We start from the raw sequence: 16120 nt of genomic DNA, 5'->3' as shown, positions 1-16120 counted from the left end.
AAACCTGCTCCCATAACGTTGCCTGTGTTGCGAAGGGCAGGGCGATGGCGAGCAAGATGAGGGCGGCCAGCGCCTGGGCGGCAAAGGCGAAGCGGAGCGTCGGTCGTAAGCGCAATGCCTTGGCGCTGTCACTCATCCCACGACTCTTACGAAGGGCAGTCACTACTGAAGAGGATAAGTCGCGTTCCAGCGGCACGTCCGGCAGGGACTCAAGCGCGGCGAAGAGGGCGCGCAGTCCGGCCAGGCGGGCGGCGCAGTCCGGGCAGGCGGCGAGGTGCGCCTCAACTTCGGCGTGGCGGGCCGGGTCGAGGGCAGAGTCGAGGTACTCGTTGAAGGCGATGTCGTCCAAGTGCGTCATTGCTTTAGCACGCAGATAAACGCTGATTTGAAATGATGAACGCAGATTTTTATGAAGGTTTATCTGCGTTTATCAGCGGTTGTTCAGCGTTCATCTGCGTTCCAGTTTTTCGGCCAGCAGTTTGCGGGCGCGGAAGATGTGACTCTTCACGTCGCTCAATGGAATGCTCAGCAGGCCGGCGATCTCATCATAGCTCATGTCCTGAAAGTGCCGCAATTCGATCACGGCCCGGTAATTCGGCGGCAGGGCCAGAATAGCGGCGCGCACCAGCTCGGCTTGCTCCCTTGCTTCGCGGATCGCCTCCGGCTTGCCCCGCTCGTCCTCGTCGCGTTCTTCGTCCAGCGGCGCGTCTGCCGGGGCCTGGGCCGAGAGACGGTTGAGGCAATGGTTGGCGGCCACCCGTCGCATCCAGGGGCCAAAAGGCCGATCCGGGTCAAACGTGCCGAGTCGTTCATAGGCTCGAATAAAGGCCTCCTGGGCCAGGTCTTCGGCTTCGCGCCGCTCGCCCATCAATCGGTAACACACGTTGAACACCGACGTTTGAGTGCGGCGGACGAGTTCGCCAAAGGCTTCAGCGTCGCCGCGCCGGGCGCGGAGCACAAGGTCGCGGTCGCTAACGTCAGGCATGCCTGTAAACTATACAGGAGAATTGATCTAAAAGTTGCGCGTCGGGCGAAAGACGACAGCCTCCGTCTTTCGTCTATAATCTCTTCATGCTCACTCTGCGCCAGGCGCTTCAACTCCCCGGATTCGAGAAAGCTCAGGTTGTCGCCGGCGAAGGCGGCCTTGATCACATTATCCGCCGCGCTCACGTGGTGGACATCCCCGGCACCGACTACGCCGACTGGGGCCGGGGTCTGTTGATGTTCACTGCCGGTTATGGGATTAAGGACAACCCGGCCGAGCAAAAAATTTTCATCCCGGCGCTGGCCGAGCAGGGGTTGGCCGGCATGGTGTTTTCTACCGGCTGGTATTTTGAGGCCGTGCCGGAAGTGATGCGCCGGGCGGCGGACGAATACGGTTTCCCCATCATTGCCGTGCCGCCCGATGTGCAATTCATCAACCTCATTGAGCGGCTGTACCTGGAGATCCTCAACGAACAGTTTGCGCTGAAGGAACGCGCCGACGACATCCACCGCCGGCTGACTCAGTTGGTGCTGGAGGGCGGCGACCTCTCCTCGTTGACTGAAACCCTGGCCGCCATTCTCAACCGCTCGGTGCTGATCGAAAGCCCGGCCTTTGAAGTGCTGGCCTCGACCCTTCACGGGCCAGTGGACGAAAACCGTTTGCGGGCCATTGAGCTTGGCTATACGCCGCGCGAGGTCAGCCAGCGGTTAATGAAACGCGGCATCTACGCCCAACTACAAGAAAAGATGAAACCGGTTCGCGTGGGAACCATGCCCGACATTGGCATGACGATGGAACGGGTGATTGCGCCTATTGTGGCTCGCCGCGAAATTTACGGCTACATTTGGGTGGTAGCCGGCGATCATCCGCTGACCGATCTGGACGAGTTGGCAATCGAACACGCGGCGACGGTGGCGGCGCTGGTGATGGTGAAGGAGCAGGCGGTGCGCGAGGCCCAGCAGGCGGCGCGCGGCGACTTTTTGAGGGTCAGTGGGGGCTGGTTGTGGTGCGCGAGCAAGGCATTGCCCTAATTATCGAATCGAAATCGAACGCAACCGGGCAGGCGCTGGCGCAAAGAATGGTGGCCGAGATTGGCAACCGGTCTCAAACGTTGAGGACGGGCGTGGGGCAAACGACCAACGACAAGTCACTGCGGCGGGTTTACGATGAAGCGTTGGAGGCCGCCATGATCGGCGGGCAGTTCAGCGGGATGCCCGTCACTTGTTTTTGGGAACTGGGTCTGCTCGACTGGCTTTATCGTTTGCCTGCCGACGTGCTGGCGGCCAACCCCTATCTTGCCAAAATTGAGGCGCTGGCCGAGCACGACCGCAAGAATAACAGCGATCTGGCGCGGACGCTGGCGGCCTATCTCGATTACAACGGGGCGCTGGCCGAAGCGGCCTCGGCCCTCAGCGTTCACCGGAACACGATGCTCTACAGGTTGGGACGGATCGAGTCAATTTTGGGAGTCGATCTGCGCAATGTGTCTCAGCGACTGAACCTGCACGTGGCGGTGAAGGCCTATTACTTGAGAGCGACCCAAACCACAAAGCTGAGTTCGGCTTCTCTGTAGCGTCCTGTCAGTTCCGAAACGCCTCAATCGGTTCCAACTGTGCTGCGCGCACCGCCGGGTAAGTTCCCGACAACAAGCCGATTCCGCCACCGACAAGTGGGGCCAGGAGGGGCGCCGCCGGGTCCAGCACCGGAGTCCAGACCTGGTAGGCCGAGACGGCCACCACAATGAGAACGCCCAGGCTGGCGCCGAGCACGCCTCCAATCAGCCCCATCGAAGCGCTCTCGAGCAAGAACTGCGCGGCGATGTGCCCGCGTGTGGCGCCGATGGCCCGGCGCAGGCCGATTTCACTGATCCGCTCAATCACCGACACGAGCGTAATGTTGGCGATGCCGATAGCGCCGACAATCAGAGACAAACCGCCCAGCAAGACGAACATCGTATTCAGGTCAGTCTGCACCGTGTCGCGCACACGCTGAGGCTCCGGGGGAAACTCAACTCTGAGAATCTTGGGGTTATCGGGCCGCAACGCCAATGGGGATTGCCGGGCGATGAGAGAGGCCGCGCCAATGCGAGTCTCGATGATCACGGTGCCAGGACCCGCCAAGCCAAAATCCTGTCGGGCCGTGCCTTCGGGAATGATGACTGCGCCCAGCAGTTCGGGCTGGCGGGCGACGCCGCGCAAGATGCCGATAACCAGGTAGAGGTTATCGCCGATGGCAATTGCCGGCAACTGCTTGAGGTTAACAATACCGAGCCGGAGCGCGGCCGTCGGGCCAAGCACGGCAACCCGATCCTTCCTCTCCGAATGTCCCAAGTCGGGCAAACGTCCGGTCTCAAGCTCCGCTCTGACTGCCGCAAACAGGCCGGGCGAAGCCGCCTTGACCGAAAGCCGGAAAGCGGTCTGGCTCTGCGGGTCTCTCACCAGCGATGTGCTCACCAGCGCACTTCCGACATTGACCTCACTTAGCGTTCCGACGGCGGCGACGCCGTTCAACCGGCCAAGACGGGTGGGGGCGTCCCAGGGAATGGCTTTGGGGTCAACGCCCGTCGGGCCGGGCTTGGCGGCAACGACAATACCGGTGGCGGCTAACTCGTCGAAGGCGCTGATGATGCGGTTGTTGGCGGTGCGAGACAGGCCCAGCGTCGCCACGAGGGCCGTCAGCCCGATGACGATGCCCAACACCGTCAGCGCCATCCGGCCCGGCCTGGCGAACATCCCTGCCAGTGCCTCATTGAAGAGGTCCATGAGCGTGATGCCGGACGGCTTCATGGCGTTCGTGTTGACGTATGGTTCCGGGGCGGGTGACGGTTGCCGCTCATTTTCTCCGCTGGTGATGTCTGTCAGTAGGCCATCAATGATGTGCACGCGGCGGCCGGCCCGTTGGGCGACGTTCTCGTCGTGGGTCACAACGACCAGTGTAAGACCCTGCTGGTTGAGATCGGCAAAGAGGTCGAGCAGGCTGGCCGTTGACTTTGAATCAAGATTTCCCGTCGGTTCGTCACACAATAGCAGGCTGGGAGAACCCATCAGGGCGCGAGCGATAGCAACCCGTTGTCTCTCGCCGCCAGACAGCTTCGTCGGCAGGAAATCGGCGCGATGACTAAGCCCGACTCGGGCTATGGCCGCCAGCGCCCGCTCTTGTCGGCCACGGTGGGATTGCTGGCGGTACACTTCCGCCAGCATGACGTTTTCCAACACAGTTCGGTAGGGCAGCAAATGGAAAGATTGAAACACGAACCCGATGCGCCGACCCCGCAGTCCGGCGCGTTCTGCATCGCTTAACCGGGTGGTGTTGATACCATCCAGAAAATAGTTGCCGCTGGTTGGATGATCCAGGCAGCCGATGATGTGGAGCAGGGTTGACTTCCCAGCGCCGGAGGGGCCGGTAATCGCCAGCCACTCGCCGGGCCTTACCTGAAGGTCCACCTCCACAAGCGCGTGGACAGCCGGTTCGCTTCCATACTGCCGGCCAATCTTGTTGAGGTCGAGGACATATTGGCCGGCGCCGGGATCCGTCGTCATGGTGTTGTCTCAAACCCCACGACCACGAGCTGGCCCGGCGTTAGCGTCCCGTCAACCGGCTTCACTTCAACATAGCCGTTGGCCGACAGTCCCGGCTCGACCACAATGAACCCCAGCGCCCCGTTGTCCTCTACCTGCACCCTTGAAGTCCCGTCGGCGGCGAGAAACAGGGCGCTGATCGGAACGACGGTGACCGCCGTCCCGGTTGATTTGACCGGGATCGTGAGGCGCAATGAGAAACCTTCCAGGGCCGTAGTGGTTTCGTTCACCTGAACTTCAAAGTAGATGTGGAATCCGTCAACCCCGAAGGTTCCAGGTGTGTCGGCCACCCGGGCCACGACCCCGGAGGCTTTGATGCCAAGAGACGGTTCGTCAATAGTGACTGGCATACCCGGCTTGACGAGCGGCGCTTCGTCGAGAGCCAGGGATGAATCAATTGCCAAACGATTATCTGTCACCGCCATCACCGGCCCGCCCGCCGGGTCGCCCACCACAACATTGATCTGCCCGACGCGGACAGGCAAAACGGGAACAAAAATGATCTCGTCAACCGGCGCCTGCACCCCCACCTTGCTCTGGGCCACTTCGAGATCAGTCTCGAGCCGGGTGACTGCGTCGGCGGCCAGCCTGGCTTCACGGGCGGCGGCCTTTTGGGCGTCAACGGCGGCCTGAATGGCCGCCTGGCCTGCCGAACGAGTGGCGGTCTCGGCGGCCTGGGCCGCGGCCAGCGCGGCGGCAGCGTTGGCTTTATCCTCACCGGATGCCTCCCGGTCCGCCCCAACTCTGTCCTTGATCCTGGTCTTTACGCCCACGTCGGCGCTGGCCGCGATGTTGGCGCTCTCGGCATTGGCGCGCGCGGCTTCTATAGCAAGGTCGGCGGCGGCGACGGCGTCGTAGGCCGTCGCTCGCCTGTTTTTCGCGAGGGCCAATTCCTGTTCGAGGGCGCGGATAGTTGCCAGCTGATTAGGCGTCGGCCCAAACGGCTCCCAACCCGCCGCGTCATACCAGGCGGCCACAGCCGCGCTGGTGTGTTCATCGTAAGCTTTGTCAACGACACCGGGATCAAACCCCAAACGCTTGAGAGCAAGCTCCAATTGGTGAACATCCTCGCCCGAGTTGCCGGGGACGAGGTCTCGATAGGCCGGGACATCACCCTGGAGAATAAATACCGGGCGGCCTGAGGCGGTGAGCATCACATCGCCCTCTTTCAATTGAGTGTTCCGCAGAGGCAGTGTAGTGATGATTCCGATCTGAGGTTTCAAGGCGGATGGAATGATGGAGATGGATTGTGGCAGTCCAAAGCGGGCCGTGCCGCGAGTCACGATGTCGGACGTTAACACGCGCTCTTCGACCGGGACCAGAATCGGCGATGGCGTCGGCGGCGCGGTGCGCGCCGCCGCTTCGGCGGGCGATATGATTCTTGAGGCCGCCACCCAGCCGATGGCCGCAGATAGAACCATAAGCCCAAGAACAAAGAAGAGTATTATGATTCGTTTTCGGTTCATACTGATCTGATTTTCTGTAGCACGAACCTGCCTCGACAATCATCCCCTGCGGCTCCTGTTCCAGTCACGGTTGTGGGCCACCATACAATTCTCTCTCTATTTGAACTGCAACAGGTTCAATAATGTTGGCCTCGCACTCAGTGGCGACTGTAGCAACCGCTCGCTCTTCGCCCTGAAGTTCTGTCAGAGCGGTGAGGGCGTCGGGCGACAACGCCTCAAGCGGGAGGTTTTTGGTGATGCCGGCGAGACGGTTCTTGATGTCGGCCTCGATCTCATTCGGGTGATTGTAACTGAAACCCGCCTCGCGAACGCAATCGGAAAACTCCCTCACGGCGGCGATCATGCGCGGATCCTGGGCGATGAGGGCGTCCTTGGGGTTGAGATAGGTCGTGCTTAACTGCTCGCTCGTGAAAACCTGCTCGACGGCGGCGCGGGTGCAACCCCCGGCGCGTGAGAAATCTTCGGCCTCGAGCGAAACCGCGAAGGTTGCGTCGGAGTTCTGGCCAAAGAGGGTGATATTGTAGGCCACCTGATCAGCAGGCGACAGGCTTTTGAAGATTTGGGCGTTCTGTTCACCCAGGCCGATTTGGGCGGCGGTGGGGATGTCGGCCAACTGCGGAGATTTGCCGGTGTACAGCGTCGAGATTCCGTAGCCGTACTGGGCGACGAACTGTTCGTCGGTGACCCCGGGCAGCGCCTTGTCGGCGGTCATCCCTTTGCGGACCGTATCGTAATCAACGGCGATGTACTCGAACCCGGCGTCGCTCATACATTTGGCGACGAGGGCCTCTGTCGCCTCGATGTTCCTGACGAGTTCCTCTTTGGTCATGCCAAACTCTTCTGTCCCTGGCTTGCCGGGTTGGCCGGCAGCGTCGCCCTGGCTCACGGCCAGGGTGGGGGTCGAACCATTGCCGCAGGCGGCCACGAGGAGAGCAAAGACGAGCCCGAGGGTCAGGAGATCAGTTCGGTAGCTCTGAAGCTTGGCGCTTAGGGCTATGATTTTTCGCACAACATTTCTAACAGTTTTCACGGGCTGGCTCTCCTTTGGTCTATCACTCTCCATTTGCGTTAAATTCTAGCAGACCAAATATGAAAGAACAATGAAGCGAGAATGAAGAACAGGATTTGTCAACGATTGCCTCGAAGTGATCCAACGTTGACCACAGGATGCCCAACCGTTCAACCTGCTCCTCTACTTCTCGACGATCGGTTCAGTGGGGGGCTGATCCAGGAAGCGGGCCGGACTGAGCAGGAACTGGTCGAACCCCACCCCTTCCATGCCGGCCTGCAAGCGCACTGTCACCTCGCCGTCGGTTCGGAAGTAGACCAGCGGTTCCGCCTCTGAGTCGGCCCGGTCACATTCCACCCATGCCCAGCCCAACTGGGTCGGCCCTTCCGCAGTCAGGTAACTCCCGGTGCCCACGTTTAGGATCTCGTTGTTGGCCTCGTCAACGGCGTCCGTGAATTGCGCATAAATGACGTTGGCCTGCGAAACGCCAAACGGCTCTCCGACTTTCATGTGGATCCAGCACCGATAGGGGATGCCGCTTTGAACCTGGATCGTAAAGGTCACGTGCGGATCACTTTCAGGGGGCGGATCCAGTTCATCTCCGTTGTTGGGCAGGCTGATCATCTTGCCCCCGGGCGAGGCCGGGTCTTCGACAAAGTCCATCTCGAACAGGGTGTTCTCGGGCAGGTCGGAAGAATAGACGATGATCTCAGATGAGGCCGCCTCCGGCGGCCCGGCTTCGGGCGTTTCGGGGACTAAAGGCGTGATCGCGAGCAGGGGAGTTCCTTCCGGATATTCTGCCGGTGAGGTGTAAACGTACACGTCCTGGCTGACCTCGTAAGCGTGTTTTTCCAATCCCAACGCTTTCGCGCGAGCCTCTGCCAAGGCCTCGGGGCTGAGTTGCACGATCTCGACCAATTCCAGCTTCTCCTGGGTGACATCGGCGCCTCTCCAGCCCACTTGAATATTCCCCACACCGGGCGCGTAATACTTGAGTTGGAAGGCGCCCGGTTCCGATCGGCTGCTCTCGGCAATCGCCAGAACGTCATTGTAACAGTCAGCAGGAACGCAGGTCTCCTGGCCCACCTGATCCACCTGCCCGCGATCTGTCCAATCCACCGCCGGCCCCCATCCCTCAGAATAGCTGGGAGTGCCCGGTTGAGGGTCGGCCCGCATCATGATTCCGGCTCTGGCGTCTTCAAGGCCGTGGATCCAGGTTGGGGCCTCGACGAACTTCCCTTCTTCGTATTCTTCCGGGTACTCGCCCATGCGCCAGACATTGCCGTCGTTGTCCTGGGCAAAGAAGGCGAGTTCCGCCTCTACCAGTTCGCCGTCGCTGTAGTCTTGGTCCCAGGAAACGACCGAGCGCACGCCGCCGATCACTTTGGTCAAATCGGTGACGGTGATCTCCACCCGGTGCGGAACGACCGTGCCATCATCCTCGACGGTCGTCCCTTCGTAGATGAACTGCGTTCCTGGCTTGAGGGGGAACCATTGGTTGTCAACGGTCGCCGGGCGGTCGAAATTGCCGGGGTCGAAGTCCTCGAAATCTTTTTCAGCGATCTCACTTCCGGTAGTGGCTTCCGGGGAAGACACCGCTTCAATCGTCGCGGTGGGGGAAGGCCCGCCATTACAGGCCGAAACCAGAATTGCCAGAACCAGCACAACTGCTACAGAAACGAGGTGCAGGCGTCGCATCTCAAGCTCCTTGATTTACTAGACAACTTTAACTCTTGCTTTCCCAAAGCGCAAGTACAGAGAAGGCACGACGAGCAGGTTCAGAACGGTCGAAGTGACCAGGCCGCCCAGAATCACGATCGCCATCGGGTGCTCAATTTCGTGACCTGGAATACTGCCGGCGAATGCCAGCGGCACCAGGGCCAGGCCGGTGGTGAGCGCCGTCATCATGATCGGCGCAATTCGTTCACGCGCCCCCCGCTGAACCAAACCGGGGCCGAAAGGTTCACCTTCTTCCGTCTCCAGATGCTGGAAGTGGCTGATCATCATGATCCCGTTTCGGGTGGCAATCCCCAGGATCGTGAGCAGGCCGACCAGGGAACCGAGGGACAGGACGCCGGTGGTAAAGTAGGCGGCCAGCACGCCGCCCACCAGCGCCCAGGGCAAGGTGAAGAACGTCAGCGTCGCCAGCCGCCAGTTCTCGAAAGATGTATACAGGAGGAAGTAAATCGCCACCACGGCCACCAACCCGGCCAGGAGCAAATTCTGCTGAGCCGCCTGCCGTTCTGCGTACTCGCCGAACAATTCGGCGTGATACCCTAGAGGAAACTCCAGGCCCTGAATCGCCCTTTCAACGTCCTGGGCAACAGAGCCGAGATCGCGTCCCTTCACGTTGGCCGACACGTCAATCTTGCGGGATTGTCCCTCGCGCTCGATGACGTTCGGGGCCGGCACGATGGTTACCGTGGCCACGTCCGCCAGCCGCACGTGGCCGCCGTCAGGGGTGTCAATCAGCAGTTCGCGAATATCGGTCAGGCTGTTGCGCGTTTCCGGTGTGCTCCATACGTTCACGTCGTACGTCTTCCCGTTCGCGAAAATGTCGCCGATCTCTTCGCCTTGCACCAGGAAGGCCGCCGCCCGGCGGACATCACCGGGTTTGAGTCCGTACTGCTGGGCCGCCGCCAGATCAACCTCGACGTTCACCTGAGCCACGTCCACGTGGGCTTCCTTTTTTAGATCTACAACCCCGTCAATCCCCTCCAAAGCGGCCAGCACCTCGTCGGCTGTGGCGCGCAACCCCTCCAGTTCGGGGCCGTAGATGCGCACCACGACGGTGTCGCTCGATCCGGTTAGGACTTCCCGGATTCTTTCTTTCAGATACGTTTGCACATCGCGAATCAGGCCGGGGTAGCCGTCCACTGTTTCTTGAACGGCGGCCAGGGTCTTGTCGTAGTCCACCGAGGGATCAACGCTGATCCAGTTCTCGGTGAAATAGATGCCGTACGGTTCATCGGCGCTCATGGCTTGCCCGATGTGGGAGCCGCAGTTGAGCACCCCCTCAATGGCCAACAACTCACGACAGGCCTGAGCCGTGATCCGCCACATTTCCGGGTGGGACGTGCCGGGCTTGGTGATCCAGTGCATCAGGAAGTCCCGTTCCTTGAACGACGGCAGCAGTTCCTGACCAAGCGAGGGCCACACGCCCACACCCACCAGCACCAGGGCGGCGACGGTACCGTAGGCCAGCCCCGGCTTGGGCACGACCCGCGAGAGAACCCCGTCGTAGGCCCGGTGCAACCACGGGATGATCGGGGAGGGGCGGTGGTCAATCGGCGCGTTGGACAAGAGAATGAGGACCATCGCCGGAGTGACGGTCAGTGCAATAAACGGGGAGATCAGCCCCGCCACCACATAGGCGGTAGCCAGCGGCTTGAAGAACGCGCCCGACAGGCCTTGCAGGAAGAAGACCGGCATTAACGCCGAGATTTCGATGAGCGAGGCGTAGACGATAGCGCCGCGCACTTCGAGCGACGACTCGAGAATGATGTCCGACGTGGATTGGGTGCTTCCCGCTTTGCGAAGCTGGCGTATGCGCCGCACGATGTTTTCGACATCCACAATGGCGTCGTCCACCACAGCGCCGATGGCAATGGCCAGGCCGGCCAGGGTCATGACGTTGATCGTCACCCCGGTCAGGTTGAGCACGAGCAGGGAGGCCATCAGCGACAGCGGGATGATGGTGGCGCTGATCAAGGCCACGCGCCACTCGTACAAGAAGAAGAGCAGCACGATCACCACCAGAACAGCGCCCTGAAGCAGAGAGTTGGTGAGATTGTCAATTGATAGTTCGATGAAGGTCGCCGGCCGGAAAATGGTGGTGTCAATTTCAATGCCGGGCAGGCCGGGCTGCATTTCGTCAATGGCGGCTTCCACCCCGCGAGTCACGTCCAGGGTGTTGGCCCAGGGGAGTTTTTCGACGATCAGCATCAGGCCGGGGCCTTCGTTGATGACTGCGTCGCCGAAGAGCGGCCAGGTATCCCACACCACATCACCCACGTCGTCGAGGCGCAGAGCCGTGCCGTCGGATTTCCGGCGATCATAGATGGGCACCTGGGCCAGTGTGTCCGGCGTCAGAACCGGCAGAACGGACTGGATTCCGATCCGTTGATTGGGCGTGTCAATGAATCCGCCGGTGCCGATGACCGAGCCTTCGGAGTACATCAGCAACCCGACGTCCAGGGCGCTCGAGGTGACATCCATGACTTCGGTGAGCGAAACGTCATAGGCCCGCATCCGCTCCAGGTCTACCTGCATCTGCGGCATCTTGATCCGCTCGCCCCAGATCGGGACATTCGCTACGCCAGGCACGTCCAGCAGGCGGGCGCGGATCTTCCAATAGGCGATCATGGATAGATCCATCAAGCTATGTTGATCCGAGGAAATCCCGATCTTCATGGCCCGGCTGGTGGACGACAGGGGCTGGATCATCACCGGCGGCGCGGCCCAGGTTGGCAACTGGGGCGTCACTGCCGCGACACGCTCCTGCACCAACTGTCGCGCCAGGATGAGGTCGGTGCCGGGCTTGAAGATGAGGACGATATCCGAGAGATCGGGAACCGACCGGGAGCGCATCACGTCCAGCCCCGGCAAGCCGTTGAGGGCCTGCTCCAGGGGAACGGTGACCAGTTCTTCAACGGCGGCGGCGGAAAGCCCCTGGCTCAAGGTCTGGATCTCTACTTTGGGCGGCGCGAATTCGGGAAAGACATCCACCGACGAGTTGCTCAATCGGGCAATGCCGAAGACCATCATCGCCAGGGCGGCAAAAACTACAAGGTATCGGTATTGCAAGCTGGTTTTGACTATCCAACGCATGTTGAGTACCTCCCGATGCAGTAGAGTAGGGGGCAGGCCAGGCTACCAGCGACCGAGTCCCCTCTCGCCTGCTTGGTCATTTGGAAACGCCGGTCTCCGTCCCGTATAACTCGGCTCCCCCAACCACCACCACCTCCGTGCCCGTGTCCGGGCCTTCCGTCAGAAACGCGAGGTCGTCTTCGATGTAGTCAATGGTGACACTCTGCCGAACGAAGGTCAGGGGTTCGGGATTTGTGTACACCCAGGTCTGGCCGTTCACGTCGTAAATCACGGCGGCGTAAGGGATGATCTTTCGTGAGCCTGCGCCGTTCACCAGAGACAGCCGGACCCAAACTCGTTGCCCCGGAACAAGAGTCTGCCCGCCGTCGCCCACCGAGAAATACAGAGTCCCACCTCCGTCGGCGTTGTCCTCGGCGTCATCCACTTCATCAGGAGGATCATCCGCTTCGGCCTCCAACCCGCCTTCTTCGTCATCCTCTTCGTCGTCATCCAGATCGCGGACGAACGCGGGTTGGCTCACGTCCACCTGGTTCAGGTCGCTGACGTTAAGATGCACGCGCACCCAAATTCCGCCGGAGCTGGCGGCGTTCGCTTCCGCCGCCGCCACGACTTCGCCCCCGACCGTCCGCGTTCGCGCGACTTCATCTTCGCGAACCTGGGTCGTCTGGATGTCAAGCCGTTCGGCGGCCTTGTCGGTCAACACCACCCACTTGAGATTCGACCCTTCGATCGTCGCGACTTTGGCGGGGGAGACTTTGGTGCTGGCGGGCGGCGTTCCCGCACATGCCGAGAGTTGCAGAGCGGCGATGACCAGTGCGGCAACCATCCATCGTATGTTGAGTTTCATCATGACCTCCTTAGTGCGCAGTAGAGTTGAACCTGTTCATGTCTGTCTTTCAGTCGGCTGAGGAGCCGAGGCTTGGCTGAGCGCCCAACGGCAAGCTCGCCGACTCGGGTGCAGGCCTGGCGCCGAACCGCAAATACAGGGCGGGCATCACAAACAGGCTGAGCAAGGTCGAAGTGACCAGGCCGCCCAAAATCACGATTGCGATTGGACGCGCGACCTCGAGTCCGGGGATGTTGCCGGAGAAGATAAAGGGCAGAAGAATCAGCCCGGTGGTGAGCGTAGTCATGACCATTGGACTCAGCCGTTCGCGCGCCCCGCGCAGGGCTAGTCCCGAGCCAAAGGCTTCGCCTTCCTGCTCAAGGCGGCGATAGTGGCCGACCAGCAGAACGCTGTGGCGAGCCGCAATTCCTAACACTGCAAGCAATCCAAAGAGCGCCGCCAGCGAGAGCGGGCCGCCGCCGGCGATAGCCGCCACTGCGCCTCCGGCCAGCGCCGCCGGCAGGGTTACGAAGGTTGCGGCGGCCAGGCCCCAGCTATCGAAGGATGCTTGAAGAAGGAGGAATATCCCGATCACGGCGACCACCGCCGCCAGCAGGATGCGTTGTTGAGCCGCCTGTTGCGTTGACTGCTCACCCAACACCACCGCATGGTACTCCAGCCGGAACGGGAACTCCTGCAAAGTTGCTTTGATGTTGCTTGTCACGGCGGCGACATCGCGGCCCTGCACGTCAAAGAGGATGTCAAGGTAGGGCGAGATAGCTTCACGACGGATGACGGTTGGAGCGGCCACGATCCGCACGTCGGCCACGTCTCCCAAACGCACATGGCCGTTGGGCGTGGCGATCAAAAGCTCGCGAATGTCGGTCAGACTCTGGCGCACGTCGGGCTGGCTCCACACTACAACATCAAACACCTTCTGCTCCTCGAAGAGCGCGCCGACTTGAAGGCCCGACAACAAGATGGCGGCCGCCCGGCGGACATCGCCGGGTTTAATGCCATACTCCTGAGCGGCGGCCAAATCCACCTTGATTTCCAGAGTCGCTTCCTCAACCGGGAAATCCACTCTCGAATTAACGACGCCGTTAATCCCTGCCAGGGCCTGTTGCAACTTCACCGCTTCCTCGCTCAAGTCTTCGTGATCCTCGCCATAGACCCGCACGGCTAGACCGTTGCTGGCGCTGTCTGAGGACGGACTGAGCGTTTGTTGCAAATAGGTCTTTACCTGATGATCCAGCCCGGCGTAACCGTCAACCATCTCTTGAATGGCGGTCACCGTCGTCTCATAGTTGGCCTGGGGATCTACTTTGACCCACAATTCGGCGGAATTGATGCCGACCACCTGATCCCCAAACACCGCTCGCCCCAGGTGAGCGCCGACGTTTTGGACTCCGTCTATCAATTTCAGTTCACTGCTGGCCCGCGCCACGATCCGGCTCATGGCCGTGTGGGACGCGCCGGGCGCGCCATCCAATTGAATCAAAATGTACGGTTCCTTGAACGAGGGCAACAATTGTTTCGGACTGAGGAACGGCACCATCGCCAGGCCGGCCACCACCAGGATGGCGGCGACTGCGTACGCCAGAAGCGGCCTTTGGATGAACGGCGAAAGCGCCCCGTCGTAGACGCCTTGTAGCCAGGCGACGAGCGGGGATTCGCGGCGCTCCGGCGAGGCGGTAGACGCGCCGGGCAACAGAATCAGACTCAGCGCCGGTGTAACCGTCAGCGCGACGACCATGGAGGCCAGCACCGCCAGCGCATAAGAGATGGCTAGCGGTTGGAACAATGCGCCGGATGCGTCTTCCATGAAGAAGATCGGCGTCACCGCCAGCAGAGTGATCAGCGTTGCGAAGAAGAGGGAACTGCGCATTTCGGCGGAGGCTTCGAGAACAGTGTCCACCAACGACGCCTCGCCCTGGCGAGGCTGGCTTCGCAGTCGCCGCATAATGTGCTCGACATCTACGACGGCGTCGTCAATGATCATGCCGAGGGCGATCACCAGCCCGGCCAACAATACCGTGTTGAGCGTCGCCCCGCGCAGGTAGAGCACGAGCAGCGCGGCGACCAGAGCCAGCGGGATAGTCACCAAGCTGATCAGCGCCGTGCGCCACCCGTAGAAAAAGACGCCCAGAACCAAAACGGCCAGCACGGCGGCGATGATCAGCGTCCGGGTGAGATTGGCAATTGCCATCTCGATGAAGGTGGCCGGCCGGAAAAGTGAGGCGTCAAACTTGATGCCGGCCATGCCGGGCCGTAAGGCTTCGATCGCGCCTTCCACTCCCTTCGTCACTTCGAGAGTGTTCGTCCCCGGCAGCTTTTCGACGACGAGCAAAAGGTTGGGGCTGTTGTTGATGATCGCGTCCCCGATCAGTGGCTGATGATCTTCCACCAGTTCGGCCACGTCGCCCAGCACCAGCGACTTTGCGTCGTCAACGGGCACTTGCGCCAGGTCTTCGGGTGAGGAGATGGGCAGGACGTGCCAGACTCCAAGCCGTTGATTGGGAGTGTCAATGAAGCCTCCCGTTCCGGGCGACGAGGCTTCCAAAAAGCTGAGTGACGACACCCACAGCGCATTTCCGGTGGTTTCGACGACTTGCTCCAGCGAAACACCCTGAGCGCGCAACAGTTCCGGGTCAACCAACACCTGAAGTTGCCGCTCGCGCTGGCCCCAGATGGCGATGTTGGCTACCCCTGGCACGCTCAACAAGCGAGGGCTGATCACCCACCGGGCAAGCACCGACATCTCGATCAGGGACAGGTCATTCGAGGAAAGCCCGATGATCATAAACCGGCTGGATGAGGAGAGGGGCTGAATCATTGTCGGCGGTTTTGAAACGTGGGGCAACCCGACTGCCGCCTGTGACAGGCGCTCGGACACCATCTGCCGGGCGCGGAAGAGGTCGGTCCCCGGCTCGAAGAAGATGACGACCGATGACAGCCCGGGAACAGACTCGGAGCGAATGACGTTGCCCCAGGCAACCCCGGCAAGCAGGTCTTGCTCCATTGGAACCGTGATCATCTGCTCCACTTCTTCTGCGGATAACCCGAGGGCCTCGGTCTGAATTTCAACGTACGGAGGCGAAAATTCGGGCAAAACGTCCACCGGCATGTTCCGGAGTTGGACAATGCCGCCGACCATCGCCACGGCGGCGACCACAAGCACCAGGAAGCGAAACTGTAGACTGGTATTAATTATCCCGCGCATCATAGGTGGAGACCTCCCTTATGTAGTTATTTCCAACTTGGACTTGGCGCTGTGCAACGGCCATCCCGACCACCGCCACGCCAATAGTTGCGCCTTCCGACTTATCTCGCCACTAACGAAAACCGTCTCACCGGCGCAATTTCAAGATGCCAATGAGACGGTTTGGTGGTTAAGGTCAACTTACCTGGCTGAGACTCAATCGC

Annotated in this window: 11 protein-coding genes; 2 read left to right on the top strand and 9 right to left on the bottom strand. The window is 60.8% G+C overall.

Annotation, left to right across the window (positions count from 1 at the left end):
• A partial coding sequence (locus HYZ49_06835) for a zf-HC2 domain-containing protein (GenBank protein MBI3241993.1) occupies window positions 1-358 on the bottom strand: 358 nt, incomplete at its 3' end.
• 90 nt (window positions 359-448) lie between these two features.
• Entirely contained in the window at window positions 449-985 is a 537-nt protein-coding gene (locus tag HYZ49_06830; protein MBI3241992.1) for a sigma-70 family RNA polymerase sigma factor, read from the bottom strand.
• A gap of 86 nt (window positions 986-1071) precedes the next feature.
• Between HYZ49_06830 and HYZ49_06825 the strand changes: the two genes are divergently transcribed.
• Both HYZ49_06825 and HYZ49_06820 read left to right on the top strand, forming a co-directional pair.
• The gene (locus tag HYZ49_06825) at window positions 1072-2016 is read left to right on the top strand and encodes a PucR family transcriptional regulator ligand-binding domain-containing protein (GenBank protein ID MBI3241991.1); all 945 of its coding nucleotides are present in this window, start codon (window positions 1072-1074) and stop codon (window positions 2014-2016) included.
• A complete protein-coding gene (locus HYZ49_06820) occupies window positions 1992-2558 on the top strand; it encodes a helix-turn-helix domain-containing protein (protein ID MBI3241990.1) in 567 nt (188 codons plus the stop codon). The genes HYZ49_06825 and HYZ49_06820 overlap by 25 nt, the downstream gene beginning before the upstream one ends.
• A gap of 7 nt (window positions 2559-2565) precedes the next feature.
• On the opposite strand, the gene HYZ49_06815 is transcribed toward HYZ49_06820, so the two are convergent.
• The 7 genes from HYZ49_06815 to HYZ49_06785 form a co-directional block, all read right to left on the bottom strand.
• Window positions 2566-4524 carry an ATP-binding cassette domain-containing protein gene (locus tag HYZ49_06815; protein MBI3241989.1) on the bottom strand — a complete coding sequence of 653 codons (1959 nt, stop codon included), beginning with the start codon at window positions 4522-4524 and terminating at the stop codon, window positions 2566-2568.
• Window positions 4521-6029, bottom strand: coding sequence for a peptidoglycan-binding protein (locus HYZ49_06810; protein ID MBI3241988.1), 1509 nt, complete (start codon window positions 6027-6029; stop codon window positions 4521-4523). The genes HYZ49_06815 and HYZ49_06810 overlap by 4 nt, the downstream gene beginning before the upstream one ends.
• 64 nt (window positions 6030-6093) lie before the next feature.
• Entirely contained in the window at window positions 6094-7059 is a 966-nt protein-coding gene (locus HYZ49_06805) for a hypothetical protein (protein ID MBI3241987.1), read from the bottom strand.
• Window positions 7060-7221: 162 nt separating this feature from the next.
• Window positions 7222-8736: a hypothetical protein gene (locus tag HYZ49_06800; protein MBI3241986.1), complete on the bottom strand. Its 1515-nt coding sequence runs from the start codon at window positions 8734-8736 to the stop codon at window positions 7222-7224.
• 18 nt (window positions 8737-8754) lie between these two features.
• On the bottom strand, window positions 8755-11868 hold the full coding sequence (locus HYZ49_06795) for an efflux RND transporter permease subunit (GenBank protein ID MBI3241985.1): 3114 nt from the start codon (window positions 11866-11868) through the stop codon (window positions 8755-8757).
• Window positions 11869-11944: 76 nt separating this feature from the next.
• Window positions 11945-12715: a hypothetical protein gene (locus HYZ49_06790; protein ID MBI3241984.1), complete on the bottom strand. Its 771-nt coding sequence runs from the start codon at window positions 12713-12715 to the stop codon at window positions 11945-11947.
• A gap of 49 nt (window positions 12716-12764) precedes the next feature.
• Window positions 12765-15920 carry an efflux RND transporter permease subunit gene (locus HYZ49_06785; GenBank protein MBI3241983.1) on the bottom strand — a complete coding sequence of 1052 codons (3156 nt, stop codon included), beginning with the start codon at window positions 15918-15920 and terminating at the stop codon, window positions 12765-12767.
• Window positions 15921-16120 lie beyond the last annotated feature (200 nt).

This window comes from Chloroflexota bacterium, assembly GCA_016197225.1.
In the GTDB taxonomy this organism is placed as follows: domain Bacteria; phylum Chloroflexota; class Anaerolineae; order Anaerolineales; family VGOW01; genus VGOW01.
The sequence above is the reverse complement of the archived record's forward strand: the minus strand, read 5'-3'. Positions and strand labels throughout refer to the sequence as shown.